Genomic DNA, 24558 nt, shown 5'->3' on the forward strand with positions numbered 1-24558 from the left:
TTCCATCACGCTCGGCTCCGGCGTGATGGTCACCGCGACAAAGCCGGGCGGTTCGGCCACGGACGTCCCGCCGACCTTCATCAGGTCCCGCCAGCGATACAGCAGGCATTCGTGCACGCCCAACCGACGGGCCGACTCCGTCACCACCACGCCGGGCCGAAACGCCCCCTCCACCATCCGCACCTTCTCCGCCGACGTGCAGCTCCGCCGCCGTTCCCGGCCCGTCAAAACCTCGACCCGCTCATAAGCCATGACGTTTGCAACTCGTTTGCTGCCGCGCGATGATGCGCAACGCAAAACTCGGACGTCGGACCCTACTTTGCCAAGGCGGCACTCACCGGAGGCGTACTGTTGAGCGCAAGCCCCCGTCGGATGGCCGTGCGCCGGTCGCTCGTCTTGAGCGACATCTCGTATGTCGTCCGATGATCACCGCAGGGAAGAGCGCGCGGGCAGCGTCGGCGCCAATACCAGATACTGGAACGCAGGGAGAGGTGGGCCAGCTTCGCCACGCTCGGTCACTCCAGGCCGACCGGGGTGCGCGATCTGCGACAGCGTTGCGAGTCAGTTTCGCACACGCCCAGCGTTGCGGGGTGCGCACAGCCCGTAAGTTCCTGAAAGTGCTGACCGTTTGGAGAATATGGTTGGGGGACTAGGATTCGAACCTAGGCTGGCGGAGTCAGAGTCCGCTGTCCTACCGCTAGACGATCCCCCAGACCGTCACCGGAGCGGCGTTGTGTGCCGTGCTCCGTGGTGTGGGCGGGCTTATAGCAGTGGAGGGGTGGGTTGCCTAGAACTTTTTTCGCCGCTCCTCAAAAAAATGGCCGACGCTCGTGAGGAGCGTCGGCCATGGTCAACCGGTGGATGGAGCACACCGCCCCTTGGTCGCGGCTCTCAGCTGCCGCTGTGGATGTGCTGCTGCTGGTAGCCGGTGAGGCCGACGCGCTGGATCAGTTCCAGTTGGGTTTCCAGCCAGTCGATGTGCTCTTCGGTGTCTTCCAGGATTTCCACGAAGATTTCGCGGCTGTGGAAGTCCTTCACCGCCTCGCAGTCGGTGATGGCGGCCTGCAGGATGGCGCGGTTGTGCAGTTCCACGCCCATGTCGGCGTTGAACATCTCCGGCACATCCTCACCGATCTTCAGCTTGTGCAGGTCCTGAAGGTTGGGCAGGCCTTCCAGGAACAGGATGCGTTCGACCAGCTTGTCGGCGTGGCGCATCTCCTCGATCGATTCCTTGTAGACCTTGTCGGCCAGACGCAGCAGGCCCCAGTTCTTCAGGATGCGGGCGTGCAGGAAATACTGGTTGATCGCGGTCAGCTCGTTCGTCAGCACCGTGTTCAGATGCTTGATGATGGTGGGATCGCCCTTCATGTCCTAAACCTCCTGATGATCATTGTCAGCCCGTCGAACAGAGTTGCGAATGCGTCGCAAGTGCTTGAAACAACGGATGAATTTCTTCTGAGGCTTATTTAGCGGCCAATCCGTTGGACTGACCAGTGAGAGCGTCTCGCAAGGGTGCGACAATTTGTCGCACCTCCGAAAGAGCGTTCAAAACCTCAACCGGCTGGGTCAGGCGGCGGCGCCAGTTCGGGTGTTGATCGACGGTTCCGGGCAGGTTGGGTTGTTCGATTTCGCCCAGCATGTCTTCGATCTGCACCATGACGATGCGCGACGGGGTGCGGACCAGATAGCCGTGCAGGGCGGCGGCCAGCTCCGTGCGATAGGGTTGGTCGCCTTCGTCGTTGGGGTAGCTGGCCGGGCGCAGCCCCTGCCAGGACAGGGCCTGCAACAGCCGCCAACGGTCGACGCCACGGTCCCAGACATCCTTTTCCCGGCTTTCCGGGCTGGGGTAGAGGTCCAGGCGCTGCCGCCAGTCCAGATCGCGGCCGGTCCAGAAGCCCTTGAAGGTGGGCAGATCGTGGGTGCTGACGGTGGCCATGGCGTCGGTGGGGTAATCGCCGGGGGCCTTGAACGCGCCGTCGGCGTGGCGTTCGAAATAGAGCACGCGGTAGCTCAGCACGCCGGTGCGCTCCAGCGCCGGGCGGAAGCCGTCGGGGACGGTCCCCAAATCCTCGCCGATCACCACGCAACGGTTGCGGCGGCTTTCCAGCGCGACAATGCCCAGCAGATCCTCCAGCGGGTACATCACGTAAGCGCCGTCGCTGCCATCCTCCGGGATCCAGAACAGATGCTGCAAGGCCATGACGTGGTCGATGCGCAGCGCCCCGGCGTGGCGCATGTTGGCGCGCAGCAGCTCGACGAAGGGCTGATAGGCGGCCTCGCGCAAGCCCAGCGGCGACAGCGGCGACAGGCCCCAATTCTGCCCCTTCAGGTTGAATTGGTCGGGTGGCGCGCCGACATTCGCCCCCTGCACCAGAATGCCCGCGTCGCCCCAGGCCGCCGCACCGCCGGGATGGGCGGCAACCGCGAGGTCGCGGTAGAAGCCCAGCGGCAAACCGGCGGCGCGCCCGCGCGCGGCGGCCTCGCCCAGTTGGCGGTCGGCCTCCCATTGCAGATAAGCGTAGAAGGTGACGCGGTCGGCGCGCTCCTGGGCAAAGGCTTGCACCTCCGCGCTGTCGGGGGTCTGAAAGGCGGCGGGCCAGTTCCGCCACATCCACAGGCCCGGATCCTGGCGGTAGAACCGCTCGTGCAGCGCCTCGAACAGGGCGTGACGCTCCAGCGCCGCGCCCATCTCCTGGCGGAAGGCGGCGAAGGCGGTCTGGCGCGGGTGGTCGGCGGGCAGCGCGGCGAAGGTGGCGTGGAGCCGCTCCAGCAAGGGCAGCTTCAGCGCCGACACCGCCGGGTAATCGACCAGCTCCGCCGCGCGGGCGGCGGCGACCGCCGCCTGGAACTCCGGCGAAGCGATGCGGGCCTGGGCGTCGGGCGTGTCGGCCAGCTCCGGCACGCGGGTCACGTCGATGTACAGGATGTTGAGAAAGCTGCGGCTGGACGGCGAATAGGGCGCGATGTGGTGCGGGTCGGCGGGGTAGAGCGCGTGCAGCGGGTTGAGGCCGACCAGACCGGCCCCCAGCGCCGCCGCCGTCTCCGCGAAGCGGCCCAGACCACCGAAATCGCCCAGCCCCCAATCCGCGTCGCTGTTCAGGGCGTAGAGTTGCAGGCCGATGCCCCAGGTGCGGCCCGCCGGAACCACCTCCTCCACCGTCAGGCAGCGCTCGGGCGCGACGATCAGGCGGGTGTCGCCGCGCAGTTCCGGCGCGCCGCGCTTGGGGCGCAGGCTGACGGTCAGACGGTGATAGCCCTGGGGCAGACCGGCCAGCAGTTCCGCCGGAAAGGACCGCCGTTCGAAGGCGACGCCGTCCAGCTCGGTGCGGTTGCCAGCCGCCGGATCACCAACGGGCAGATCGCCAACCGGCAGCTTGCCGGTGCGCGCCCGCGCCTTGCCTTCGATCTCCAAGCGCCAGGACAGGGTCACAGCCTCCAACCCGGCGGGCAGCGACACCGACAGGTCGATCCCCTGCCCGTCCCGCACCACCCGCACCGGCGGCAGCAACCGACGCCACGCCCGCTGTTCGACCGACCGCAAGGACAGCTCCGCCTCGTCATCGGTGGCGGCGGGCAGCCCCATCGCCCCGACCAGCGCCCGCTTGGTCGCCGCCGAGGTCTCGCGCCGGTTGCCCCAAATGTCGTGGTAGAAGGGTTCAATCCCGACGAAATCGGCCAGCCGGTCGAGAGCGCTCATCCAAGAATCCCCGTGCGTTGTTCGGTCGCCTGCGTCTGCGGGCCGGGAACCGACGCGCCCACACGCGCCCTCCCCGCCCGAGGCAAAGGATCGCTTGGCTCCGGCGCAAGGTCCAGCCAAAGCGTGTGCAGGCGCACAAATTCCCTTGGAACGGGTTAGGGGGCCGAGGCTTGCGGTTGAGCGGCCCCAGCGCCAGCGGTGGGCGGAGCCGCCGCCCCGTCCTCCGCCGGGGGTGGGGCGGCCTGCACGGCCAGGGCGGCGGCCTTGGCCTGGGCCATCTGCTCCAGCCGGTTGCGGTAGCCGGTGACGGCGGTCGTCACCTCCCGCGTCATGTCGCCGAGCGAGCGGTCGGGATCCACCCCCTGCATCAGGGCGCGGGAGAGCGTCTGCAACTGCTCCACATCGTCGGAGTCGATCGCACCCTGTTCAGCGTGGGCGCGCAGCTTGTCGGCCAGCCGCTTGACCGATTTGGCGACGGTCTCGACGTGGGCGAGGCTGCCATCCTCCGGCAGACGGCGCAGCAGATCGTCGATGAAGCCGCCGATCCGCCCGATGTGGTCCAGGGCGGAGCGCTCCGCCACCGGGCGCAGCAGGCCCGGCTTGGCGAATTCGGCGAGAAAGGCCACCTGGATGGAGGCGCGGATCCGCTTCTGCTCGACGACGAAGGCGATGGCCTCCGCCATCAGGGGGCGGACGGCGGCGTGGCTCCATTGGCCGGTCGCCTTCATCCGCAGCGTGTTGGGGGCGTCGAGAACCGGGACCTGCGCGCCCTCGCGCGGGGCCTTGCGGCGGTCGGGGCCGGTGTAGTCGGCGGTGATGACGAAGCCCTTGCGCGCCTCGATCAGGGCGACCACCCGCTCCTTCACCTGCTTGGGCGACACGGGTTTCAGCAGCAGATCGTCGGCCCCGACGTTGGCGACGCGGCCCAGCAGCGCCGGGGTGGGTGCCCAGGTGGTGACGATCAGGCCGGTGAAGGGGTTGGGAACCCCCGGCTCGTTGCGCAGGGCGCGGATGAAGCGAAAGGCCTCATCCCCCTCCCCGTCGGCGTCGACCAGAATCAGATCGGGTGTGCCTGCGCTCATCAGGCCGATGGCGGCCTTGACCGAATCGAACAGCTCGATCCGGCGGAAACTCATCCGCGCCAGCACGTCGCGGAAGACCCGCGCCGTGTTCATTTGCGGGTCGATGATCGCGGCGTCCACCTGGGAAAAATCGTAATCCGGCATCGCTTTGTCCGACGGGTCGCAGGATCGTGCGACTCTAGCATGGTTTCACCACCGGCTGTTGCGGTTACTACGTCCCCGAAACAAAGGCCAGTGGGCAAAGCGGCGCACGCCCGATCACGGCGCGCGCCGTGTCACAGACCCGGCTGTTCGACCAGCGTGAAGACCAGCACGCTGCGCCCGTCGACCGGAACCGCACGACCGGACAGGTGCAACCGCTCGTCCCCGGCGCCGTCGGGCTGGCGGGTGTCGAGCGTGCAGCGCCAGCCGCGCCCGCCCGGCACATCGGGCAGGATCACCGGGACCGTGTCGGCGTGGGCGTTCAGCACGATCAGCAGCACGCCGTCGGTCAACGGCTGCCCATCGGGGCCGAGGTGATGGCCCGCCCGTCCGTTCAGCAGCAGGGAAATGCAGCGGGCCTGCGTGTTGCGCCAATGCTCGGCGGTCTTCTCCACCCCCTGGCTGTTGAACCAGACGATGTCCTTCAGCCCGTTGGCGGCGGTGTCGCGGCCATGCAGAAAGACCGGACGGCGCAGCACCGGGTGGGCCTTGCGCAGGGCGATCAGGCGGCGGACGAAGGCGAGCAGCCGGGCGTCCTGGCGCGACCAGTCGAGCCACGTCGTGTCGTTGTCCTGGCAATAGGCGTTGTTGTTGCCACGCTGGGTGTGGTTCAGCTCGTCCCCCGCCAGCATCATCGGCGTGCCTTGCGACAGGAACAGCGTGGCCAGCAGGTTGCGCTTTTGCCGGGCGCGGAGCGCGTTGATCGCCGGATCGTCGGTTTCCCCCTCCGCCCCGTGATTCCAGGAGCAGTTGGCGGAATGGCCGTCGCGGTTGTCCTCGCCGTTGGCCCAATTGTGCTTGTCGTTGAACGAGACCAGATCGTGCAGGGTGAAACCGTCATGGGCGGTGATGAAGTTCACCGAGGACCAGGGCCGCCGCCCGCGCTTTTCGAACAGGTCGGCCGACCCGGCGATTCGCCCGGCCAGCTCCGGCAGCATGCCGTCGTCGCCGCGCCAATAGCGGCGGACGGTGTCGCGGTAGCGGTCGTTCCATTCGGCCCAGCCGGGCGGGAAATTGCCGACCTGATAGCCGCCCGGGCCGACGTCCCACGGTTCGGCGATCAGCTTCACATCGGCCAGAACCGGGTCCTGCCGCACGGCGTCGAGGAAGCCCGAACCGGGATCATAGCCATAGGGTTCGCGCGCCAGCACGGTGGCCAGGTCGAAGCGGAAACCGTCGACGTGCATCTCCGTCACCCAATAGCGCAGCGAATCCATCACCATCTGCACGACGCGCGGGTGGGCGAAATTCAGGGTGTTGCCGGTCCCGGTGTCGTTGATGTAGTGGCGCGGGCTGTCGGGCATCAGCCGGTAATAGCTGAGGTTGTCGATGCCCTTGAAGGACAGGGTCGGCCCCAGATGGTTGCCTTCCGCCGTGTGGTTGTAGACGACGTCGAGGATCACCTCGATCCCCGCCTCGTGCAGGCGGGCGACCATCGTCTTGAACTCCGACAGCACACCGGTGTTCATGCAGCGCGGTTCGGGGGCGAAAAACCCGATGCTGTTGTAGCCCCAGTAATTGGTCAGCCCGCGCGTCAGCAGATGCTGTTCGTCGGCCATGGCGTGGACCGGCAGCAGCTCGATCGAGGTGATGCCCAGCGCCTTGAGATGCTCGATGACGGCGGCGGTGGACATGCCGGCGAAGGTCCCGCGCACCGGCTTGGGCACGTCGGGGTGCCGCATGGTGAAGCCGCGCGGGTGGGCTTCGTACAGGATGGTGTCGCTCCATGGGACCGGACGGTGGCGGTCATGGCCCCAGGTGAAGGCCCCATCGACCACCCGGCATTTCGGCATCCCGCGCGCGTTGTCGCGCCGGTCAAAGGACAGATCCTCGCGCGTGGATCCCACGCGGTAGCCGTAATGGGCATCCGACCATTTGAAGCCGCCGAACAGCGCGCGGGCGTAGGGGTCGATCAGCAGCTTGTTGGGGTTGAAGCGGTGGCCCTCCTCCGGCTCATAGGGGCCATGGACGCGGTAGCCGTAGAGTTGGCCGGGCCGGGCGTCGGGCAAATAGCCGTGCCACACCTCGTCGGTGTGTTCGGGCAGGGTGATGCGCTCCAACTCCCGCTGGCCGGTCTTGTCGAACAGGCAGAGTTCCACCCGCTCGGCGTGGGCGGAAAACAGCGCGAAATTCACCCCGAACCCGTCCCACGTCGCGCCCAGCGGGTGCGGCTTTCCGGGCCAGACGGCGGTGCGGGCGGCGGTCGAGGGCATCGGCGTCAATCCGGCAGACGGTGGGAGCAATAACGGGGGGAACAGGGCAACCCCTTGATCCCCATTAGAAAGCCTCGCGCGCCAACGTCAAGCGGGGATTGACGGGCCATCACCCCGCCGCCCCATCGCCGGGGACGGATCGGGGGCCTGTGAAACGGCGAATGGAACGTTTGAAACACCGTGCAACAGATTTCGCGCCCCTGTTCACCGGTTGCACGGGAGCCACAGCGGCGCGGCCTGCCTCTTGTCGAGAGCGGGGTGCCACGCCACGCAGCGGCGGCGGTCTGGTGGAAAACGGGGGGCATGGGACACTCCACGCGACGTGGTCACTCCTTCCTAAACCAGCCGGAAGGCTCCGGCAAAGTCCGCGCGGAAAATCCCGGAAGACGCATGCGGCGCGACCGGTCAGCCCTCCCACCGCTCAAGAATCAGCGTCGCCAGCGGCGGCAGGGTCAGGGTCAGGGAGTGGGTGCGGCCGTGCCAGCGCGTCGGTTCGGCCTCCACCGCGTCGCCGTTGCTGAGGTTGCTGCCGCCGTAAGCGGCGGAATCGGTGTTCAGCCGTTCGGTGTAGCGGCCCGGCAGCGGCACACCGATGCGGTAGCCATGGCGCGGGACCGGCGTGAAGTTGCAGACGACCACCACGATGTGACCGGACTCGTCGGCCTTGCGCAGGAAGGTGAAGACCGAATTTTCGCTGTCGTTCGATTCTATCCACTCGAACCCCGATGGGTCGCAATCGGTGCGGTGCAGCGGGGCAAGGTCGCGGTACAGGCGGTTCAGATCGCCGATCAGGGCGCGGATGCCCTGGTGGCGCGGCTGGTCCAGCAGATGCCAATCCAGGCTGCGCGCCTCGCTCCATTCCCGGCGCTGGGCGAACTCCGCCCCCATGAACAGCAGCTTTTTGCCGGGATGGGCGAACATGAAGCCGTAATAGGCGCGCAGATTGGCGAATTTCTGCCAGTCATCGCCCGGCATCTTCTCGATCAGCGATCCCTTGCCGTGCACCACCTCGTCGTGGCTGAGCGGCAGAACGAAGTTTTCGGAGAACTGATAGATCAGCCCGAAGGTCATCTGGTGGTGGTGGTAGCGCCGGTGGATCGGGTCGCACTGCATGTAGGACAGGGTGTCGTGCATCCAGCCCATGTTCCATTTGTAGCCGAAGCCCAGACCGCCGAGATAGGTCGGGCGCGACACCATCGGCCAGGAGGTCGATTCCTCCGCCACCGTCATGGCGCCGGGATGCTGGCCATAGACCAGCTCGTTCATCCGCTTCAGGAAGGCGATGGAGTCCAGATTCTCCCGACCGCCGAATTCGTTGGGGATCCACTCCCCCTCCTTGCGGCTGTAATCGAGGTAGAGCATGGAGGCCACCGCATCGACACGCAGGCCGTCCAACCCGTATTGGTCGAGCCAGAACAGGGCGTTGCCCAGCAGGAAATTCTGCACCTCGCGCCGACCGAAATTGTAGATCAGCGTGTTCCAATCCTGGTGGAAACCCTGGCGTGGGTCGGCGTGTTCGTACAGATGCGTGCCGTCGAATTGGCCCAACCCGTGCGGATCGGTGGGGAAATGGCCCGGGACCCAATCCAGCAGCACCCCAAGCCCGGCCTGGTGGCAGGCGTCCACGAACTCCTTGAACTCCTCCGGCGAGCCGTGGCGGCTGGTGGGGGCGTAGAGGCCGATGGGCTGGTAGCCCCAGGATCCATCAAAGGGATGCTCGGTGATCGGCAGCAGCTCGATGTGGGTGAAGCCCAGATCGGTGACGTAGGGGATCAGGCGGTCGGCCAACTCCCGATAGGTCAGGAAGCGGTCGCCCTCCTCCGGCACCCGCGCCCAGGATCCCAGATGCACCTCGTAGATCGACACCGGGGCGTTGCGCTCGCCGCTGTGCGCCCGATGCTCGCGCCACGCCCGATCCTGCCAGTCATAGGGCGGCAGGCCATGGATGATCGAGGCGGTGTGCGGGCGCAGCTCCGCCCGGAAGGCGAAGGGATCGGCCTTGGCGGGCAACAGGGTGCCACCGGGGCCGCGCACCTCGAATTTGTAACGTTGGCCGACGGTGGCGTGCGGCACGAAGATGTCCCACAGGCCCGACACGCCCCGGCGGCGCATCGGCAGGCGGCGGCCGTCCCAATTGTTGAAATCGCCGATGACCGACACGGTCCGCGCGTTGGGTGCCCACAGGGCAAAGGCCACGCCCGGCACGCCATCGACCGCGCGCGGGTGCGCGCCCAACCGTTCGAAGGCGCGCAGGTGGGTCCCTTCGTTCAGCAGATGGATGTCGAGTTCGCCCAGCACCGGCCCGAAGCGGTAGGCGTCGTCAAACTCCTCCGTCGCCAAGGGGAACTGGGCGCGCAGGCGGTAGCGGAACCGCTGGGTCCGGTCGGCCAGCGTGGCGACGAAAAAGCCGTCGTCGAGCAGGCGGACGGCCTCGCCCACCGGGTCGCCGCTGGCGCTGTCGATCACCCACAGCCGTTCGGCCCCGGGCACGAAGGCGCGGACCTCCACCGGCTGGCCCGGTCCGCTCTGATGCATGCCCAGCACGGCGAAGGGATCGCCATGCTCGGCCCGCGCGATGGCGCGCGCCGCGTCGCGCAGGGCGCGGTCGTCGGCCCGGCGTTGCTCCTCGGCGCTGTCCGTCGTCACCGCGTCGCTGGTCATCGGCTGCCCCCTGCCCTGTCGCTGTTGGTTGCCGCGCGCTGTGTCAGCGCGTGCGGCGTGATCGTTTGGCCCACAAGCTTACAGGGTTGCGCCCGGTCATACCACGCCCCAGCGGTCCCCGCCGCGCCGTCACGTCACCAGACGGGTCCGCCGCACCGCCCGCTCGCGCGGGGCGAAGCGGCCCTTCTGTTCGCTGGCGAGCGTCAGGGCTTCGTGCGCGATGCGTCGGCGGTAGTCGCGATCCACGCGCGCGAACATGCCGAAGGCGGTCTTCACCGCCTCCGGTGTCTTGGATCGGAGCGCCTCGCGCAGCGCGTTGCGCAGCATGCGCAGTTCCACAATGCCAGGCACGCAGGCCCGTTCGACCGCTTCCGCAAGGATTTCGATCGAACAGAGCGCCGCATCGTCGTCGAGCCAATGCTGCATTCCGAACAGCCTCGTCCCCGCCACGCCAAACCGTTGGATCAACCCGTTGCAATGTCTAACGATTGTGTGTGCGAATGACCAGACTTTCCGGCAAGGGAGAGGACGTTACCCCGCAGGAAACGGTTTCGGGCGCAGTTTGATTTCGTGGTCGGGCGGGCCGTCGCCGCCGTCGGGCATCTTTCCCCGGTAATAGCCCTTCTGCCAGCGCTCTTGCGCGGCGGTGCTGCCGGGGGTTTGCAGATCAGCGTTGAACTGGGTGCGCGAGGTCGCCCAGTGGCGGTATTGCGCCGCCGTTTCGGGATCGCTGTCCAGCGGGCGGATCTCCGGCTCCAGGCTTTCCAGCAAACCGCGCTGGATCGGCATCAAATGGGCGTAGGGTTCGCCACGCTCCCACGTCACCGGCACGCCGGGGGCGGTGAATTTCCAGTTCATGGTGAAGGGATAGGGCGACCAATCGGTTTCGATGATCCCCGACAGCCCCATGATCCCGTGCTTGGGGTGGTTGATCGGCCCCGTGACCATCAGATTGACCCCCGGCGGCGTGCGGAACAGCACGGCGACGTGAAAGGTCAGCACGCCGCTGCCGAAATGGCTGGCGGGAATCAGGGGATGCGGCTCTTCCGCCGTCACGGTGATGGCGTCCAGACCGCCCCCGCCGTCCCACACCGCCGTCACCCGGCAGGGGCTGCACACCTCCCACCCGTGCATGCTGGCGACGTTCAAGGGCAGGCAACGGTAGCCGTATTGTTCCGGCAACGCGTCGATCCAGTCGCGCGTCGCGCGCGCCGGGCGGATGTCGGGCATGGCCCCCGACAGCGGGTGTGCGATCAGAGTCATGGGACGCAGTCTGCCACAACCCAGGGGCACAGTTCACCCGTCCTTGTGCGGGGGGCAGGCCGCAAGGTCGGCGCGCGAAAGGCGTGGCGCGTTGTCGCAACACGGCCTCTAGGGTATACCCCAGCATGTTTTAACCTGGCGATGAGTCGTATGATTTTACGCATAACAAGCGGGCCATCGACGAGGTCCAACCTCGATCCCTTGTTTTTATGGCAAAATCAGACTTTCCGCCGAGGGTGCCATGCGCATGTCCGTCCACAGCATCCGTGCCAAGCTTCTCATCCTGCAAGCGCTGTTCATCGTCGCGATCCTCGCCGCCGGAATCTGGTCGGCCTACGCCAAGCGGGCGTTGATGATCACCGGCTACGAAAACTCGATTCGGGCGGTGGTCGAATCCGCGCTGACGATCACCAAATCCTATGACGAGCGCGCCAAAAAGGGCGAGTTCAGCAAGGAGGAGGCGCAAAAGCGCGTCAAGGATACGCTGCGCGCCGTCCGCTTCTCGGGCAACGAATACATGTTCGGCTATGAGTATGACGGCACGAACATGTTCCACCCGATCCGCGCGGATGTGGAAGGCACCAAGAAGCTGGCCGAGTTCAAGGACCCGAACGGCGTGTTCGTGGTGAAGGAGCTGGCCCGGCTGGCGCGGAACGGCGGCGGCTTCCTGACCTATCACTTCCCCAAGGCCACCGGCACCGAACCCCAGCCCAAGCTGGTCTACACCGTGGCGTATGAGCCGTGGGGCTGGCTGATCGCCACCGGCGTCTACATCGACGACGTCGATGCGGCGTTCCGCACCGTTCTGATGGAAACGCTGGCGGCGACGGCGCTGGGCGTGCTGGTGCTGGGGGCCATCGGCCTGCGCATGGCCTCGACCATCGCCAACGGCTTGAACCGCCTGAGCGCGGCCACGGAAAGCATCGCCAAGGGCGACCTGTCCACCAAGGTGACGGGCGACGAGCGGCGCGACGAGGTGGGAACGCTGGCCCGCTCCATCGAAATCCTGCGGCAAACGGCGGTCGAGGCCACGCAACTGCGCGCCAGCCAGGCGGCGATGGAAAGCCAGACGGCGGCGGAGCGGCGCAACGCCACCATCCGTTTCGCCGATGATTTCGAACGCACGGTCGGCGGGCTGGTCCGGTCGGTGGCCGAGGCGGCGAACAAGCTGACCTCCACCTCCAGCGCCATGAGCCAGGGGGCCGAACAGACCACCCATCTGATGGACAGCGCCGCCCAGGCGTCGGGCCACACCTCCGACAACGTCAACGCGGTGGCCGAGGCGACCGAACAGCTCGCCGGATCGATCCGCGAGATCGCCCAGCAGGTCGCCGAATCGACCGCCGGCTCCTCGCGCGCGGTCGAGGATGTCCGCCGCACCTATCAATTGATCGAGCAGTTGGACAACGTCGCCAAACGCACGGTCGAGGTGGTGGATTTGATCCGCAGCATCGCCGCGCAAACCAACCTGCTGGCGCTGAACGCCACCATCGAGGCCGCGCGCGCCGGGGAAGCGGGCAAGGGATTTGCCGTGGTGGCGAGCGAAGTGAAGAACCTCGCCAACCAGACCGCCAAGGCGACCGACGACGTGCAGGCGCAGATCGAGGCGATGACCAACGCCACCGCGTCGGTGGTGGAGGCCATGCGCGGGGTGGGCGGCGTCATCGAAACCGTCAACAGCGTGGCGTCCAGCATCTCCGCCGCCATCGAGGAGCAAGGGGCCGCCACCCGCAACATCAGCGCCAACGTGAACGAGGCCGCGCACGGCGTGGCCTCCGTCTCCAACAGCCTGACCATGGTGTGCAACCACGCCACGGCGACCGGCAGCGCGTCGGCGGAGGTTGCCGCCGCCGCGCGGGCCGTCTCCACCCAATCCGAACGGATGCAGACGGAGGTCGCGACCTTCCTGGCCCGCATCCGCCAGGGCTGACCCGTCGGCGGCCCCGTCACGCGCCGCGCGGCTCCGGGTTACGGAACGCGCGGCGTGCCGCCCGCCAGAACGGTGGCGAACGCGTCGCTGTCGATGTTGGCCCCGCTCAGCACCACGCCCACCGTCCGGCCGCGCAGGGCCTCGCGCTCCTGCATCACGGCGGCCAGCGCCGCCGCCCCGGCCCCTTCGGCGGCGTTGTGGGTGGTGCGGTACAGCAGGCGCATCGCCACCGCCACCGCGTCGTCGTCCACCGCGACGATGCGCGCGGCTCCCTTCGAATAAATCGCGAAGGCGTCGGGCACCGGAACCCGCACCGCCATCCCGTCGGCGAAGGTGTTGGCGGACGGGGTTTCGATCAGACGCCCGGCCTCGAACGACCGCTTGGCCGCCGCCGCTTCGGTGGACACCACGCCGACGATCTCGGTGCGCAGCCCCAGCGCGTCGCGCGCCGCGATCAGGCCACAGATGCCCGATCCGCAGCCGATCGGCGCGTAGACGACATCCAGGTCCGGAACCGCCGTGAACAGCTCCAGCCCATAGGTGGCGACGCCGCGCACGATCTCGGTGTGGAAGGGCGGGACCAGGAACAGCCCCTCGGCGTCCGCCCGCCGCATCGCCTCGCCGCGCGCCTCGTCGAAATCCCGACCGAACTCGATGACCGCGCCGCCCCAGCCGCGCATCGCCGCGTTCTTTTCAACGGAATTGCCGTGCGGGACGACAATCGTCGCCGACAGGCCGGCGGCGCGGGCGGCGCGGGCCTGACTCTGGCCGTGGTTGCCACGGGTGGCCGTCACCACGCCGCGCGCCTGCGGGTGGGCGCGCCGCAGCCATTCCATGAAGGTGATGCCGCCCCGGATTTTGAAGGCACCGGTCGGGGTATGGTTCTCGTGCTTGACCCACAGGGTGGTGCCGACCGCTTCCGACAGCAACGGCCAGTGGAGTTGCGGGGTGGGCAGCATATGGCGGTGGACGGTCGCCGCCGCCCGCTCCAGAGCGTCACGGGTGAACAGAGTCATGATCGGGATTTCCTGCTTGCGCGATGCCCCATCTTTCCCCTGAATCGCGGGAGCGCGCTTTCAGAATCCTGACACGAACGATCCGCGCCCAACCGGGAGGAAGCGCGTGGCGAGCGACGGCAAGGACACGGACCCGACCGAACCGATCCGCAAGCTGCGCCTGGGCCGCTGGACCGCCCAGCTTTTGCCGCGCCAGCCCTACGAAAGCCGTTACACGGCGGACCGCCCCGCGCTGGGCTTTTCCTTCGACCATCAAAGCGGCCACCATGCCATCGCCAGCGACCGGGTGACGCCGTTCCAGGCGATGCCGAACGGCCTGGCCTTCGTGCCCACCGGCTGCGACGTCTATTCCCAATCGCGGCGCGGCGGGGAGTATCTGGTGGTGAGCGGTTTCGATCCGCTCCATGATCTGGACCGCGACGGGGGCAAAAGCCTCCGGGATCCGTTCCGCGACCGCATCGACGCCCCGGCTGTGGTGGCCGCCCACGCCCTGCGGCGGACGCTGCTGCACCCCACCCCCGCCAACGCCCTGACCGGCGAGGCCGCCTGTCTGACCCTGCTCGACCGGCTGCGCGCGCCTTGCGGACCAGCGCCCGGCCAGCGCGACGCCGCGCGCTGGATGACCCCGGCCCGGTTGCGGATGGCGTTCGATGTGATCGAGGCCAAGCTCGACAGCGCCCTGACCGTGCAGGACATCGCCGACGCCCTGGGCCTGTCCGCCGGTTTCTTCGCGCGGGCCTTTCGCGCGGCCACCGGCCAGCCGCCCCACGCCCACATCATCGACCGTCGGCTGGCGCGGGCGCGGGCCGCGCTGGTCGCGGGAACGGGCGATTTGAGCGCGCTGGCGGTGGAGACCGGTTTTTCCTCCCACGCGCATTTCACCACGCAGTTCCGCCAGCGCTTCGGCCTCAGCCCGCGCGCCTTCCGCGACAGCCTGCGGGAACCTGGCCACACCCCTATTGCCCAAAAATCTGCTGTGGAATAGGGTGGCGGCGGAACCGTTCGCGCACTGGACGGTTCATCTTCTGGACAGGATTCCATGACCGCGCTTTCCGTTCCCCCGTCGCCCGCCCCCCGCTCCTGGCTCGATGAAGCGCTGCGCCGCATCGAGGCGGACGTCAACCGCTCCGCCGACACGCATCTGTTGCGCCTGCCGCTGCCCGCCACACCGGGCATCACCTTGTATCTGAAGGATGAATCGACCCACCCCACCGGCAGCCTGAAACACCGGCTGGCGCGGTCGCTGTTCCTCTACGGGCTGTGCAACGGCTGGATTCGCGAAGGGACCACGGTGATCGAGGCGTCGAGCGGCTCCACCGCCGTGTCGGAGGCTTATTTCGCCCAATTGCTGGAGTTGCCGTTTGTCGCGGTGATGCCACGCGGCACCTCCCCGGCCAAGATCGCGCAGATCGAGTTCTACGGCGGGCGCTGCCACATGGTGGAGCAGGCGTCGCAGGTCTGTGCGGAGGCCCGGCGGCTGGCCCGCGACGCGGGCGGCCATTTCATGGACCAGTTCACCTACGCCGAACGCGCCACCGACTGGCGCGGCAACAACAACATCGCCCAATCCATCTTCGAGCAGTTGGCGCGCGAACCGCAGCCGATTCCCGATTGGATCGTCTGCGGAGCGGGAACCGGCGGCACCTCCGCCACCATGGGCCGCTACGTGCGCTATCGGCGGCTGCCGACCAAGGTCTGCGTTCCCGACCCGGAGCATTCGGCCTTTTTCGAAGGCTTCCGCGACCAAAATCCGGCGGCGACGGTCGGGCGCGGCTCCGGCATCGAGGGCATCGGGCGGCCGACGGTGGAGCCGTCCTTCCAGCCCGGCGTCATCGACCGCATGATCCGCGTGCCCGACGCCGCCAGCGTCGCCGCCGCCTGGGTGCTGCGCGACCGGCTGGGCCGCTCCTGCGGCGGATCGACCGGAACCAACCTGATCGGTTCCATCAGCCTGATCGCGGAGATGGCGCGGGCCGGGCGGCGCGGCAGCGTCGCCACGCTGATCTGCGATCCGGGCGACCGTTACAGCGGGACCTACTTCAACCGCGACTGGCTGAACGCCGCCGGGATTGATATTGATCCCTGGATCGCGCGGGTGGAGGATTTCTTCCGCACCGGACAATGGAGCGACGACGGGCTGGATTCGGCGGCCCGCTGACCCGACACAGGCACAGGCCCCGGCATGACGCGTCTGCACATCCGCATCGATTTCGATCCCGCCGGGGCCATCGGACCGGGCAAGATCATGCTGCTGGAGCGGATCCGCGACACCGGTTCGATCTCCGCCGCCGGGCGGGCGCTGGGCATGTCCTATCGCCGGGCGTGGCTGCTGGTCGATGACATGAACCGCCTGTTCAAGGAACCGGTGGTCAACGCCGCCGTCGGCGGGCGTCAGGGCGGCGGAACCGTCCTGACCGCCTTCGGCGAACAGGTGATCGACCATTACCGCGCGGTGGAGCGGGAGGCGCGCGTCGCCACCGCCCACCGGCTGGCCGCCCTGCAAGCCATGGTCAACCCGGATTACCAGGCCGAGGAACCGTAAGCGCCCTCATTCCGGCGGCACCTCGCGCGGGGCGCGGTCCTCGCCGATGGCCACGTAGGTGAAGACGCCCTCCGTCACCTTGATCGCCTCCTCGCCGGAGCGCTGGCGGCGCACCCAGGTTTCGATGCGGACCCGCATGGAGGTGCGCCCCACCTTCTCGATGGTGGCAAAACAACTCACCTCGTCGCCGACGAAGACCGGCTTGTGGAAGGTCATCGCCTCGATCCCCACCGTGGCGACGCGCCCGCGCGACCGCCGCACGGCCACCGTTCCCCCGGCCAAATCCATCTGCGACAACAGCCAACCGCCGAAAATATCGCCGTTGGGATTGGTGTCGGCGGGCATGGCGATCGCCCGCAGGGCGGGACCATGGTCAAAGTCATAGGTGGCACCTTTGCTCATCGGACCCTCGCCGTCGTGAAAATTTGACGCAGCATCGCGCCGGACCTCGGTATATAAGCCCCACAGGATGCGCTTGCGCACCCCTGACGAAATTCCTACGATGCGCCCCCATGAGCGATCTTTTCGAGAACACCGGCCGCAAACCCGACAGCTACTCCGCCCAGGACATCGAGGTGCTGGAGGGGCTGGAGCCTGTCCGCCGCCGCCCCGGCATGTACATCGGCGGCGTGGACGACCGCGCCCTGCACCATCTGATCGCCGAAATCCTCGACAACGCGATGGACGAAGCCGTGGCGGGTCACGCCAGCCGGATCGATCTGGAGCTGATGGCGGACAACACGGTGGTGGTGCGCGACAACGGGCGCGGCATCCCCATCGACGACCACCCGAAATACCCCGGCAAATCGGCGCTGGAAGTCATTCTGACCACGCTGCACTCCGGCGGCAAATTCTCCAACAAGGTCTATGAAACCTCGGGCGGTCTGCACGGCGTCGGCATGTCGGTGGTCAACGCGCTGTCGGACCGGCTGACGGTGGAGGTGGCGCGCGACAAGCACCTGTTCGTGCAGGAGTACAGCCGGGGCGTGCCGCAAGGGCCGCTGACCGGCAAGGGCCACGTCAACCGGCGCGGGACCACCATCCGGTTCCATCCCGACGCCGAGATTTTCGGCGAGTCCGCCCGGTTCGAGCCGCACCGCGTCTACCGGATGGCGCGGTCCAAGGCCTATCTGTACCGGGGGGTGGAAATCCGCTGGAGCTGCGATCCGGCGATGCTGCCCGCCGATTCGACGACTCCGGCCAGCGAGACGCTGCATTTCCCCGGCGGCCTGCTCGATTACCTGACGGCGGCGCTGAAGGACCGCAAGACGCTGACCCCCGCCCCCTTCGCCGGATCGTTGGATTTCCCCAACGGTCAGGGCCGGGTCGAATGGGCGGTCGCCTGGCCCGACGACGACGAAGGCTTCTCCCACACCTATTGCAACACCGTTCCCACCCCGCAGGGCGGCACGCACGAGGCGGGGCTGCGCACCGCCCTGACGCGCGGCCTGAAGGGCTATGGCGAGCTGACCAACAACAAGCGCGCCGGGCAGATCACCGCCGACGACGTGCTGGGCGACGCCTGCGTGCTGCTGTCGGTCTTCATCCGCGAACCGCATTTCCAGGGCCAGACCAAGGAAAAGCTGGTCACGGCGGAGGCGCAGAAGCTGGTCGAGGCGGCGGTCAAGGACCATTTCGACCATTGGCTGTCGGGCAACCCGCCCTCGGCCAACGCCCTGTTGGACCGGCTGATCGAAAAGGCCGAGGAGCGGGCGCGGCGCAAGCAGTCCAAGGAGATGGGCCGCAAGACCGCCACCCGCCGCCTGCGCCTGCCCGGCAAGCTGGCCGATTGCTCGCGCAACTCCCCCGAAGGCACGGAAATCTTTCTGGTCGAGGGCGATTCGGCGGGCGGTTCGGCCAAACAGGCGCGCCAGCGCGAAACCCAGGCGATCCTGCCCCTGCGCGGCAAAATCCTGAACGTCGCCAACGCCTCCACCGACAAGATGAAGGCGAACCAGGAGCTGAACGACCTGACCCAGGCGCTGGGCTGCGGCGTCGGCAAGGAGTTTTCCACCGACAAGCTGCGCTACGAGCGGGTCATCATCATGACCGACGCCGACGTGGACGGCGCGCACATCGCCTCGCTGCTGATGACCTTCTTCTACCGGGAGATGCCGGGCCTGATCCAGAACGGTCATCTCTACCTCGCCCTGCCCCCGCTCTACCGCCTGAGCCACGGCAACAAGCAGGTCTACGCCCGCGACGACGCGCACAAGGACGAGCTGATGGCCCGCATGTTCAAGGGCAAGAAGCCGGACATCAGCCGATTCAAGGGCTTGGGCGAGATGATGCCCGCGCAGCTGCGCGACACCACCATGGATCCGGCCAAGCGCAGCCTGTTGCGGGTTGTGGTTCCCAACGCCGCCGACCCCGAAGAGCGTGAGGACAGCGAGCGCACCCGGTCCCTGGTGGAGGATTTGATGGGAAAACGCCCCGAGCTGCGCTTCAAATTCATCCAGGACAACGCCAAATTCGTGAAGGTGGACGACATCGACCTGTGAGGCGCACCGCGTGACCGGGCGCGCAAGGCCCCCTTGCTGGTCGCCGGGTTGGCGCGCCATAGTGGGGCGTCCTCATCCGTGGTTGGCCTTTGATGAACACCGAACGCGCACGCGCTGCACAGGGGCGGTTCCGCTGGATCGGCGGGGCGCTGCTGCCGCTGCTCGCCGCCCTGCCGGGCTGCGCGGAGCGGGTGGTGGCGGGCGACCCGGCTCCCGCCTATTCGATGAGCGAAGTGGCCTACGCCGCCAACGACCGCGACCTGCGCGTGGTGCTGCACGGCCTGCCTTTTGGCAGCGGCGCGGAGAGTCTGGCCCGCGCGGTGCTGCCGTCGATGCAGAACCGCATCATGGGGCTGCGCACCACCCTGACCACCACGCCAAACGACAGCGCCCGGCCCGATTACCGCGTTGTGCTGGTCTTCAACGCCACCGGCAATCTGCCGAGTTGGGGCGTTTGCCGTGACGATGCGGTGCCGACCCTGCCGCCGGGCGCGCCGCTGCCGGACAGCACGCTGGTCGTGCAGGGGGCCTTCTGCCGGGGCGGCGGGGCGCTGACCACCGCCACCGGCTGGCTGGACAACCCCACGGGGCTGGACGATCCAGGGCTGCGCCAGCTCATCAGCGACATGACCGTGTCGTTGTTCCCCACCCGGCGCAGCGACCGCGTGTGTTTTCTGCGGCCGGATTGCTGACGCCGCAACGCCCGCCGGCGCAACCCGGCGTCAGGGGCGCAGCAGCCAATCGCGCAGCAGCGCCGTCACCGCCACCGGCTGTTCCAGGCTGGACAGGTGGCCGCACTCTTCGATCAGGACCAGACGCGCGCCGGGGATGGCCTCGGCCATTTCCGCGTGCAGGACGGGCGGGGTCAGCGCGTCCTGACGGCCGCAGAGCACCAGCGTCGGGCAGGCGATGGCCGACAGGCCGGGGCGGCTGTCGGGCCGGGTGATGATGGCGGTCTGCTCGCGCAGATACCCGTCCACCCCCACCCGCTCCATCTGGGCCAGCACATCGTCGATCAGGGCGCGGTCGGCCAGCCGGTCGGGGTGGACCAGCCGCGCCAGGCCCGCCTGCATCACCGCCCGGTATTTTCCCTGCCGGGCGAGCGCCATCGCCTCGCGCCGGGTGGCGGTCTGTTCGGGCGTGTCGGCGCGGGCGTTGGTGTCGAGCAGGGCCAACCGTTCCACCCGCTCCGGGGCGCGGCGCAGAATCTCCAGGGCGACGTAGCCGCCCATCGACAGCCCGGCCACGGCAAAGCGCGGCGGGGCATTATCCAGCACCCGCGCGGCCATGGCGGCGATCGAATCCTCGCCGCTCAACACCGGAACCATCGGCAGGGCGATGTCGGCCAGATGGCGGGTCTGGTGCGCCCAGAGCGCCGCGTCCAGCGGCATGCCGGGCAGCAGGATCAAGGGGGTTCGGGAGGGGGTGCTCATCGTCAGCTCATCCTGTCCGTTTGCCGTCGACGCGGCGCACCGATCAGCGCACCAGCGCGCTGACCGCCTTGAACTGCGGGGTTCCCGCCCGCTCCATCCATTCGAACAGCGCCATTTCGGTGGTGACGACCGGCACCCCAGCCGCGCTCATCCGCGCGATGGCGGCGGCGTGATTCTCCGGCGTGCGCGACGACACCGCGTCGCCGACCAGCCAGGGCGACCGTCCGGCCTGCCGCAGCCCCAGCACGGTTTGCAGCACGCAGACATGCGCCTCCGTCCCGCAGACGACGATCTGGCGACGGCCCAACGCGGCCAGGGCGTCCAACGCCGCGTTGAAGGCGGGTTCGCCGGTGCAGGCGAAGGTGATTTTCTCGATGGTCGGGGTTCCGGCGGGCAGCGCGGCGCGCACCGACTCCACCGTCCCACCCAGCCCCTTGGGGTATTGTTCGGTGACGATCACCGGCACGCCCAGCAGCCCGGCCCCGGTCAGCAGCGTGGTGACGGTGCGCAGCACGCGGGCGGAGTCGTGGATGGCGGGCAACAGGCGGTCCTGCACGTCGACGACGACCAAAACCGACTCTTCGGCGCGGAGAATCATGGCTGCACACTTTTCCCTGAGGAACGGCACCGCGCCGCTCGGCCCATCAGCCTATCCCACAGGCGAATGTTCGCCAACCGCGCGCGTGAATCCCTTTATTTTCAGCCCAAAATGCGGGCGTCTATTGACATGAGGCCGCGATTACCTATTCTGCGGCACTGTCTAAGCGTCGAGCGTTGTTCGCTCGATTTGCGAACCCCAAAGCAGAAACAGGTTGGATGCTCTTTTCGGAACTTGGGCTCGGCCCTGACGTCCTGCGTGCCATCGAGGACAAGGGTTACACCCAGCCGACGCCCATTCAGGAACAGGCGATTCCCTGTGTCCTGCAAGGCCTGGATGTGCTCGGCTGCGCGCAGACCGGCACCGGGAAAACGGCTGGCTTCACGCTGCCAATGATTTCCATTCTGGCATCGGGCCGCGCCCGCGCGCGCATGCCCCGATCCCTGATTCTGGAACCGACGCGCGAACTGGCCGCGCAGGTTGCCGAAAGCTTTGAAACCTACGGCAAATACAACAAGCTCAGCATGGCCTTGCTGATCGGCGGGGAAAACTTCTCCGATCAGGTCAAGAAGCTCGACCGTGGGGTCGATGTGCTGATCGCGACTCCGGGTCGTCTGATCGACCTGTTCGAGCGCGGCAACATCATGCTGAACGACATCAAGATCTTCGTGATCGACGAGGCCGACCGCATGCTCGACATGGGGTTCATCCCCGACATCGAGCGGATCGTCAGCAAGCTGCCGAAGACCCGTCAGACCCTGTTCTTCTCGGCCACCATGCCGCCGGAGATCCGCCGTCTGGCCGACGCCTTCCTCACCCAGCCCAAGGAGGTGACGGTCGCCCCGCCCGCCTCTCCGGCGGAAACGGTGACGCAGGCCATGGTCCTGGTGAACGAGATGGACAAGCGCAAGGCGCTGCGCCATCTGCTGAACACCGAGGATGTGAAGAACGCCTTCATCTTCTGCAACCGCAAGCGCGACATCGCGGTGTTGCAGAAGTCGTTGGAACGGCACGGCTTCAACGTCGGCGCGCTGCACGGCGACATGGTGCAGTCCAAGCGCACCGAAACGCTGGAACTGTTCAAGAAGGGCGACATCTCCCTCCTGGTCTGTTCCGACGTCGCCGCGCGCGGCATCGACGTGCAGGGCTTGAGCCATGTGTTCAACTTTGACGTGCCGCTGAGCGCCGACGACTATGTCCACCGCATCGGGCGCACCGGGCGGGCGGGCAAGCAGGGGCGCGCCTTCATGCTGGCCAGCCCGGACGACGTCAAGCTGGTCGGCGCGATCACGCGCCTCATCAAACGGGAGATTCCGATGATCGCCGTCGACGGTCTCGAAACGGTCGAGTTTGGCGATGAGGATGCCGTGCGTCCCCGCCGTGGTGGACGTGGCGGTCATTCCGGTCGGGAACGGTCGGAACAGCGTGGCCGTGGTGGTCGCGACGAGCGTCCGGCGCGCGAGGAACGGTCTGACCGTCCCCAGCGTGAGGAACGGGCCGAACGCCCCGCCCGCGAAGACCGCGCCGAACGCCCGCAGCGCGAGGAACGGGCCGAGCGTCCGCAGCGTGAGGATCGTCCGCAACGCGACGACCGTCCCCAGCGCGAGGAGCGCCAGCCGCGCGAGTCGCTGGCCGCTGCCGAAGCCCGCCGCAACAACGGCGACAACCGCCGCGACCGGGACCGCAACCGCAGCCGTCGGCGCGACGAGGACGATGATGATGGTGTCATCATCGGCTTTGGCGATCACATGCCCGCCTTCATGCTGCGCTCGGCCCGCCCGCGCGTGGTGACGGAGGTGGTGGAGAACACCGCCGACGCCTCCACCAACACCGCCATCGAGTCGTCGCAAGAGGATTGAGCCGGTGCAGACCATCTTCATCATGGTCAAGTGCGAGCTGGGCAAGGCCTACGCCGTTGCCGATCAGGCCGTGCAACAGATCGAGGCGGTGTCGGAGGTGCATTCCATCTCCGGCCAATATGATCTGCTGATGAAATGCTATCTGACGCAGGAGGACGACATCGGCCGGTTCGTCACCGACCATGTCCAGACCCTGCCCGGCGTGCGCGACACCTTCACGCTGATCGCGTACAAGGCGTTCGCGTAAGCGGACGCAACAGTCAAACCGCTGCGCCCGACAGGGCTGGCGGTGATGGTCACGAAAAAGGGCGCTTTCCCGACCGGAAAGCGCCCTTTTCATGTTTGGCCGCTCGTGCTTGCGCGCGTTAGCCCGCGCGCTTGCGTGACGGTTACGACCCCGGGGCCAACGCCACGCACATGCTGCCCTTGCCGGTCAGGCTGCCGCAGCCCTTGGCGGTCTGCGAGATGAAGCGGATGACCACGCGCTGACCGGCGGCGACCGATTGCGGGGCCAGCAGCGCCTCGGCCACCTGGGTTTCGACGCTGCGCGCCGGGGCTGGGGCCGGAAGGGCGGCCACCTGAACCGGGGCGGGCTTCGGCACCGGCGCGGCGGCGGGCGGCTCGGCCTTGGCAACCACCACCGGACGCGGCTCGACCGGCTTGGCCGGGGCGGTGTCGGCGGGCGCGCTGGCAACCGTCACGCCGGTGTTGACCGCCACGGTGGTTTCCGTGCGTTCCGGGGTCTTGGCGACCGGGGCGGCTTCCGGGACCGCCATGGCGACCACCACCTGCCCTTCGCCCTTCTGCGGCTTGGGCGCGTCGTTGGGAACGACGGCGATCTCGATGGCCGAGGCCCCCGCCGATTGCGACGGCGTGCGCGGGGCCGACCCGCGCAGAACCGGGGTCAGGGCGGCGATGTACTGCTTGGTCTCGCGCGGCAGCCGCTGCTTGCCCGCCAGATGGCTGGCGTAGCAGGCCGGGCCGCAATTGTAGGCGGCCAGGAAGCCCGGCGCGCCGAACAGATCATACATCTGCCGCAGATAGGCCGTGCCCGCCATGATGTTGTCGCGCGGGTCCGCCGGGTCCGGCCCCAGGCCGTATTGGAAGCGCATCAGCTCATAGGTGCCGGGCATCACCTGCATCAGGCCGATGGCCCCGGCCGAGCTGGTCAGCGGCTTGCCGCTGCTGCTGGTCGCCCGGCCGTTGCTCTCGCGCATCATGACCGCGCGAATCCATTTCTCCGGCATGTCGTAGCGTTCGGACGCCTCGCGAATCAGCGGAACCCAGCGGCCCAGCGGATCCTTGGGATCGGGCACATAGGCCGTTTCCACCGTCCCGCTTCCGGTTCCCTGCGTGCCGTCCGTCGCACAGCCCGCCAGCCCGAAGGCAAGACACACCAAAGCACCAATCGTCGGAAGAGTCGCGAGAGAACGATGTTTCACGAGAACAGATCCCCGGTGGTGTCGCTGTGAAGCAAAGGTCGATGAGCTTTGTCGGTGCAGCGTGCGCCAGTGTCAAGCGACAACGGCACCAGGACACGCGAAGACTTCCGCTTTTCGCAC

General features: G+C 67.7%; 22 protein-coding genes and 1 tRNA gene. 8 read left to right on the forward strand and 15 right to left on the reverse strand.

Annotated elements, in window-relative coordinates; all coding sequences use genetic code 11:
* The 10 genes from EJ903_RS00730 to EJ903_RS00770 all read right to left on the reverse strand — a co-directional run.
* The coding region (locus EJ903_RS00730; protein WP_210211356.1) for a transposase at window positions 1-252 on the reverse strand (252 nt) is incomplete at its 3' end.
* Window positions 253-314: 62 nt separating this feature from the next.
* Window positions 315-509 carry a DUF6538 domain-containing protein gene (locus tag EJ903_RS28135; RefSeq protein ID WP_377005523.1) on the reverse strand — a complete coding sequence of 65 codons (195 nt, stop codon included), beginning with the start codon at window positions 507-509 and terminating at the stop codon, window positions 315-317.
* 129 nt (window positions 510-638) lie between these two features.
* A tRNA-Gln gene (locus tag EJ903_RS00735) sits at window positions 639-712 on the reverse strand.
* Window positions 713-891: 179 nt separating this feature from the next.
* Window positions 892-1368 carry a bacterioferritin gene (gene bfr / locus EJ903_RS00740; RefSeq protein ID WP_126611188.1) on the reverse strand — a complete coding sequence of 159 codons (477 nt, stop codon included), beginning with the start codon at window positions 1366-1368 and terminating at the stop codon, window positions 892-894.
* 94 nt (window positions 1369-1462) lie between these two features.
* Window positions 1463-3697, reverse strand: a complete 2235-nt coding sequence (gene malQ, locus EJ903_RS00745) for a 4-alpha-glucanotransferase (protein WP_126611190.1) — start codon at window positions 3695-3697, stop codon at window positions 1463-1465.
* A 155-nt stretch (window positions 3698-3852) separates the two neighbouring features.
* Entirely contained in the window at window positions 3853-4923 is a 1071-nt protein-coding gene (locus tag EJ903_RS00750; RefSeq protein WP_126611191.1) for a response regulator, read from the reverse strand.
* A gap of 131 nt (window positions 4924-5054) precedes the next feature.
* Window positions 5055-7193, reverse strand: coding sequence for a glycogen debranching protein GlgX (gene glgX / locus EJ903_RS00755; protein WP_126611193.1), 2139 nt, complete (start codon window positions 7191-7193; stop codon window positions 5055-5057).
* Window positions 7194-7598: 405 nt separating this feature from the next.
* Window positions 7599-9854 carry a 1,4-alpha-glucan branching protein GlgB gene (gene glgB / locus EJ903_RS00760; RefSeq protein ID WP_126611195.1) on the reverse strand — a complete coding sequence of 752 codons (2256 nt, stop codon included), beginning with the start codon at window positions 9852-9854 and terminating at the stop codon, window positions 7599-7601.
* A 129-nt stretch (window positions 9855-9983) separates the two neighbouring features.
* Window positions 9984-10280, reverse strand: a complete 297-nt coding sequence (locus tag EJ903_RS00765; protein ID WP_126611197.1) for a hypothetical protein — start codon at window positions 10278-10280, stop codon at window positions 9984-9986.
* A gap of 105 nt (window positions 10281-10385) precedes the next feature.
* Window positions 10386-11117 carry a DUF6065 family protein gene (locus tag EJ903_RS00770; RefSeq protein ID WP_126611199.1) on the reverse strand — a complete coding sequence of 244 codons (732 nt, stop codon included), beginning with the start codon at window positions 11115-11117 and terminating at the stop codon, window positions 10386-10388.
* A gap of 247 nt (window positions 11118-11364) precedes the next feature.
* Here EJ903_RS00770 and EJ903_RS00775 point away from each other — a divergent pair, with 247 nt between their 5' ends.
* A complete protein-coding gene (locus EJ903_RS00775) occupies window positions 11365-13047 on the forward strand; it encodes a methyl-accepting chemotaxis protein (protein WP_158627855.1) in 1683 nt (560 codons plus the stop codon).
* Between the two features lie 38 nt (window positions 13048-13085).
* Here EJ903_RS00775 and EJ903_RS00780 read toward each other — a convergent pair whose 3' ends face one another.
* Window positions 13086-14063 carry a threonine dehydratase gene (locus EJ903_RS00780; protein WP_126611202.1) on the reverse strand — a complete coding sequence of 326 codons (978 nt, stop codon included), beginning with the start codon at window positions 14061-14063 and terminating at the stop codon, window positions 13086-13088.
* A gap of 106 nt (window positions 14064-14169) precedes the next feature.
* On the opposite strand from EJ903_RS00780, the gene EJ903_RS00785 reads away from it, so the two are divergent.
* The 3 genes from EJ903_RS00785 to EJ903_RS00795 are packed head-to-tail and all read left to right on the forward strand — an operon-like array spanning window position 14170 to window position 16605.
* On the forward strand, window positions 14170-15048 hold the full coding sequence (locus EJ903_RS00785; RefSeq protein WP_126611204.1) for a helix-turn-helix domain-containing protein: 879 nt from the start codon (window positions 14170-14172) through the stop codon (window positions 15046-15048).
* 54 nt (window positions 15049-15102) lie between these two features.
* Entirely contained in the window at window positions 15103-16221 is a 1119-nt protein-coding gene (locus tag EJ903_RS00790) for a PLP-dependent cysteine synthase family protein (RefSeq protein ID WP_126611206.1), read from the forward strand.
* Between the two features lie 24 nt (window positions 16222-16245).
* The gene (locus EJ903_RS00795; protein WP_126611208.1) at window positions 16246-16605 is read left to right on the forward strand and encodes a winged helix-turn-helix domain-containing protein; all 360 of its coding nucleotides are present in this window, start codon (window positions 16246-16248) and stop codon (window positions 16603-16605) included.
* Between the two features lie 6 nt (window positions 16606-16611).
* Here the strand turns inward: EJ903_RS00795 and EJ903_RS00800 are convergent, their stop codons facing one another.
* Complete coding sequence (locus tag EJ903_RS00800) at window positions 16612-17007, reverse strand: acyl-CoA thioesterase (protein WP_126611210.1); 396 nt, start codon at window positions 17005-17007, stop codon at window positions 16612-16614.
* 110 nt (window positions 17008-17117) lie between these two features.
* Here EJ903_RS00800 and parE point away from each other — a divergent pair, with 110 nt between their 5' ends.
* Together parE and EJ903_RS00810 are read left to right on the forward strand one after the other, a co-directional pair.
* Complete coding sequence (gene parE, locus EJ903_RS00805) at window positions 17118-19106, forward strand: DNA topoisomerase IV subunit B (RefSeq protein WP_126611212.1); 1989 nt, start codon at window positions 17118-17120, stop codon at window positions 19104-19106.
* Window positions 19107-19198: 92 nt separating this feature from the next.
* Window positions 19199-19798, forward strand: a complete 600-nt coding sequence (locus EJ903_RS00810; protein WP_126611214.1) for a hypothetical protein — start codon at window positions 19199-19201, stop codon at window positions 19796-19798.
* Between the two features lie 30 nt (window positions 19799-19828).
* On the opposite strand, the gene EJ903_RS00815 is transcribed toward EJ903_RS00810, so the two are convergent.
* Both EJ903_RS00815 and EJ903_RS00820 read right to left on the reverse strand, forming a co-directional pair.
* Window positions 19829-20539: an alpha/beta fold hydrolase gene (locus EJ903_RS00815; RefSeq protein WP_246015042.1), complete on the reverse strand. Its 711-nt coding sequence runs from the start codon at window positions 20537-20539 to the stop codon at window positions 19829-19831.
* Window positions 20540-20582: 43 nt separating this feature from the next.
* Complete coding sequence (locus EJ903_RS00820; RefSeq protein WP_126611218.1) at window positions 20583-21137, reverse strand: isochorismatase family protein; 555 nt, start codon at window positions 21135-21137, stop codon at window positions 20583-20585.
* A 218-nt stretch (window positions 21138-21355) separates the two neighbouring features.
* Here EJ903_RS00820 and EJ903_RS00825 point away from each other — a divergent pair, with 218 nt between their 5' ends.
* Window positions 21356-22996, forward strand: a complete 1641-nt coding sequence (locus EJ903_RS00825) for a DEAD/DEAH box helicase (RefSeq protein WP_126611220.1) — start codon at window positions 21356-21358, stop codon at window positions 22994-22996.
* 4 nt (window positions 22997-23000) lie between these two features.
* Window positions 23001-23243 (forward strand): Lrp/AsnC ligand binding domain-containing protein, encoded by a 243-nt coding sequence (locus tag EJ903_RS00830; protein ID WP_126611222.1) that lies wholly within the window; start codon window positions 23001-23003, stop codon window positions 23241-23243.
* Between the two features lie 142 nt (window positions 23244-23385).
* Here the strand turns inward: EJ903_RS00830 and EJ903_RS00835 are convergent, their stop codons facing one another.
* Complete coding sequence (locus EJ903_RS00835; RefSeq protein WP_246015044.1) at window positions 23386-24438, reverse strand: lytic transglycosylase domain-containing protein; 1053 nt, start codon at window positions 24436-24438, stop codon at window positions 23386-23388.
* Window positions 24439-24558: the final 120 nt, after the last annotated feature.

This window comes from Azospirillum griseum, from assembly GCF_003966125.1.
Lineage (GTDB): Bacteria > Pseudomonadota > Alphaproteobacteria > Azospirillales > Azospirillaceae > Azospirillum > Azospirillum griseum.

What these genes read in the sequence shown, in the direction of transcription:
- malQ (WP_126611190.1), bottom strand. Translation starts at nt 3,697, where the DNA reads ATGAGCGCTCTCGACCGGCTGGCCGATTTCGTCGGGATTGAACCCTTC.
- bfr (WP_126611188.1), bottom strand. Translation starts at nt 1,368, where the DNA reads ATGAAGGGCGATCCCACCATCATCAAGCATCTGAACACGGTGCTGACG.
- EJ903_RS00780 (WP_126611202.1), bottom strand. Translation starts at nt 14,063, where the DNA reads ATGACTCTGTTCACCCGTGACGCTCTGGAGCGGGCGGCGGCGACCGTC.
- parE (WP_126611212.1), top strand. Translation starts at nt 17,118, where the DNA reads ATGAGCGATCTTTTCGAGAACACCGGCCGCAAACCCGACAGCTACTCC.
- EJ903_RS00820 (WP_126611218.1), bottom strand. Translation starts at nt 21,137, where the DNA reads ATGATTCTCCGCGCCGAAGAGTCGGTTTTGGTCGTCGTCGACGTGCAG.
- glgX (WP_126611193.1), bottom strand. Translation starts at nt 7,193, where the DNA reads ATGCCCTCGACCGCCGCCCGCACCGCCGTCTGGCCCGGAAAGCCGCAC.
- glgB (WP_126611195.1), bottom strand. Translation starts at nt 9,854, where the DNA reads ATGACCAGCGACGCGGTGACGACGGACAGCGCCGAGGAGCAACGCCGG.
- EJ903_RS00815 (WP_246015042.1), bottom strand. Translation starts at nt 20,539, where the DNA reads ATGAGCACCCCCTCCCGAACCCCCTTGATCCTGCTGCCCGGCATGCCG.
- EJ903_RS00750 (WP_126611191.1), bottom strand. Translation starts at nt 4,923, where the DNA reads ATGCCGGATTACGATTTTTCCCAGGTGGACGCCGCGATCATCGACCCG.
- EJ903_RS00810 (WP_126611214.1), top strand. Translation starts at nt 19,199, where the DNA reads ATGAACACCGAACGCGCACGCGCTGCACAGGGGCGGTTCCGCTGGATC.
- EJ903_RS00770 (WP_126611199.1), bottom strand. Translation starts at nt 11,117, where the DNA reads ATGACTCTGATCGCACACCCGCTGTCGGGGGCCATGCCCGACATCCGC.
- EJ903_RS00790 (WP_126611206.1), top strand. Translation starts at nt 15,103, where the DNA reads ATGACCGCGCTTTCCGTTCCCCCGTCGCCCGCCCCCCGCTCCTGGCTC.
- EJ903_RS00825 (WP_126611220.1), top strand. Translation starts at nt 21,356, where the DNA reads ATGCTCTTTTCGGAACTTGGGCTCGGCCCTGACGTCCTGCGTGCCATC.
- EJ903_RS00800 (WP_126611210.1), bottom strand. Translation starts at nt 17,007, where the DNA reads ATGAGCAAAGGTGCCACCTATGACTTTGACCATGGTCCCGCCCTGCGG.
- EJ903_RS00795 (WP_126611208.1), top strand. Translation starts at nt 16,246, where the DNA reads ATGACGCGTCTGCACATCCGCATCGATTTCGATCCCGCCGGGGCCATC.
- EJ903_RS00765 (WP_126611197.1), bottom strand. Translation starts at nt 10,280, where the DNA reads ATGCAGCATTGGCTCGACGACGATGCGGCGCTCTGTTCGATCGAAATC.
- EJ903_RS00775 (WP_158627855.1), top strand. Translation starts at nt 11,365, where the DNA reads ATGTCCGTCCACAGCATCCGTGCCAAGCTTCTCATCCTGCAAGCGCTG.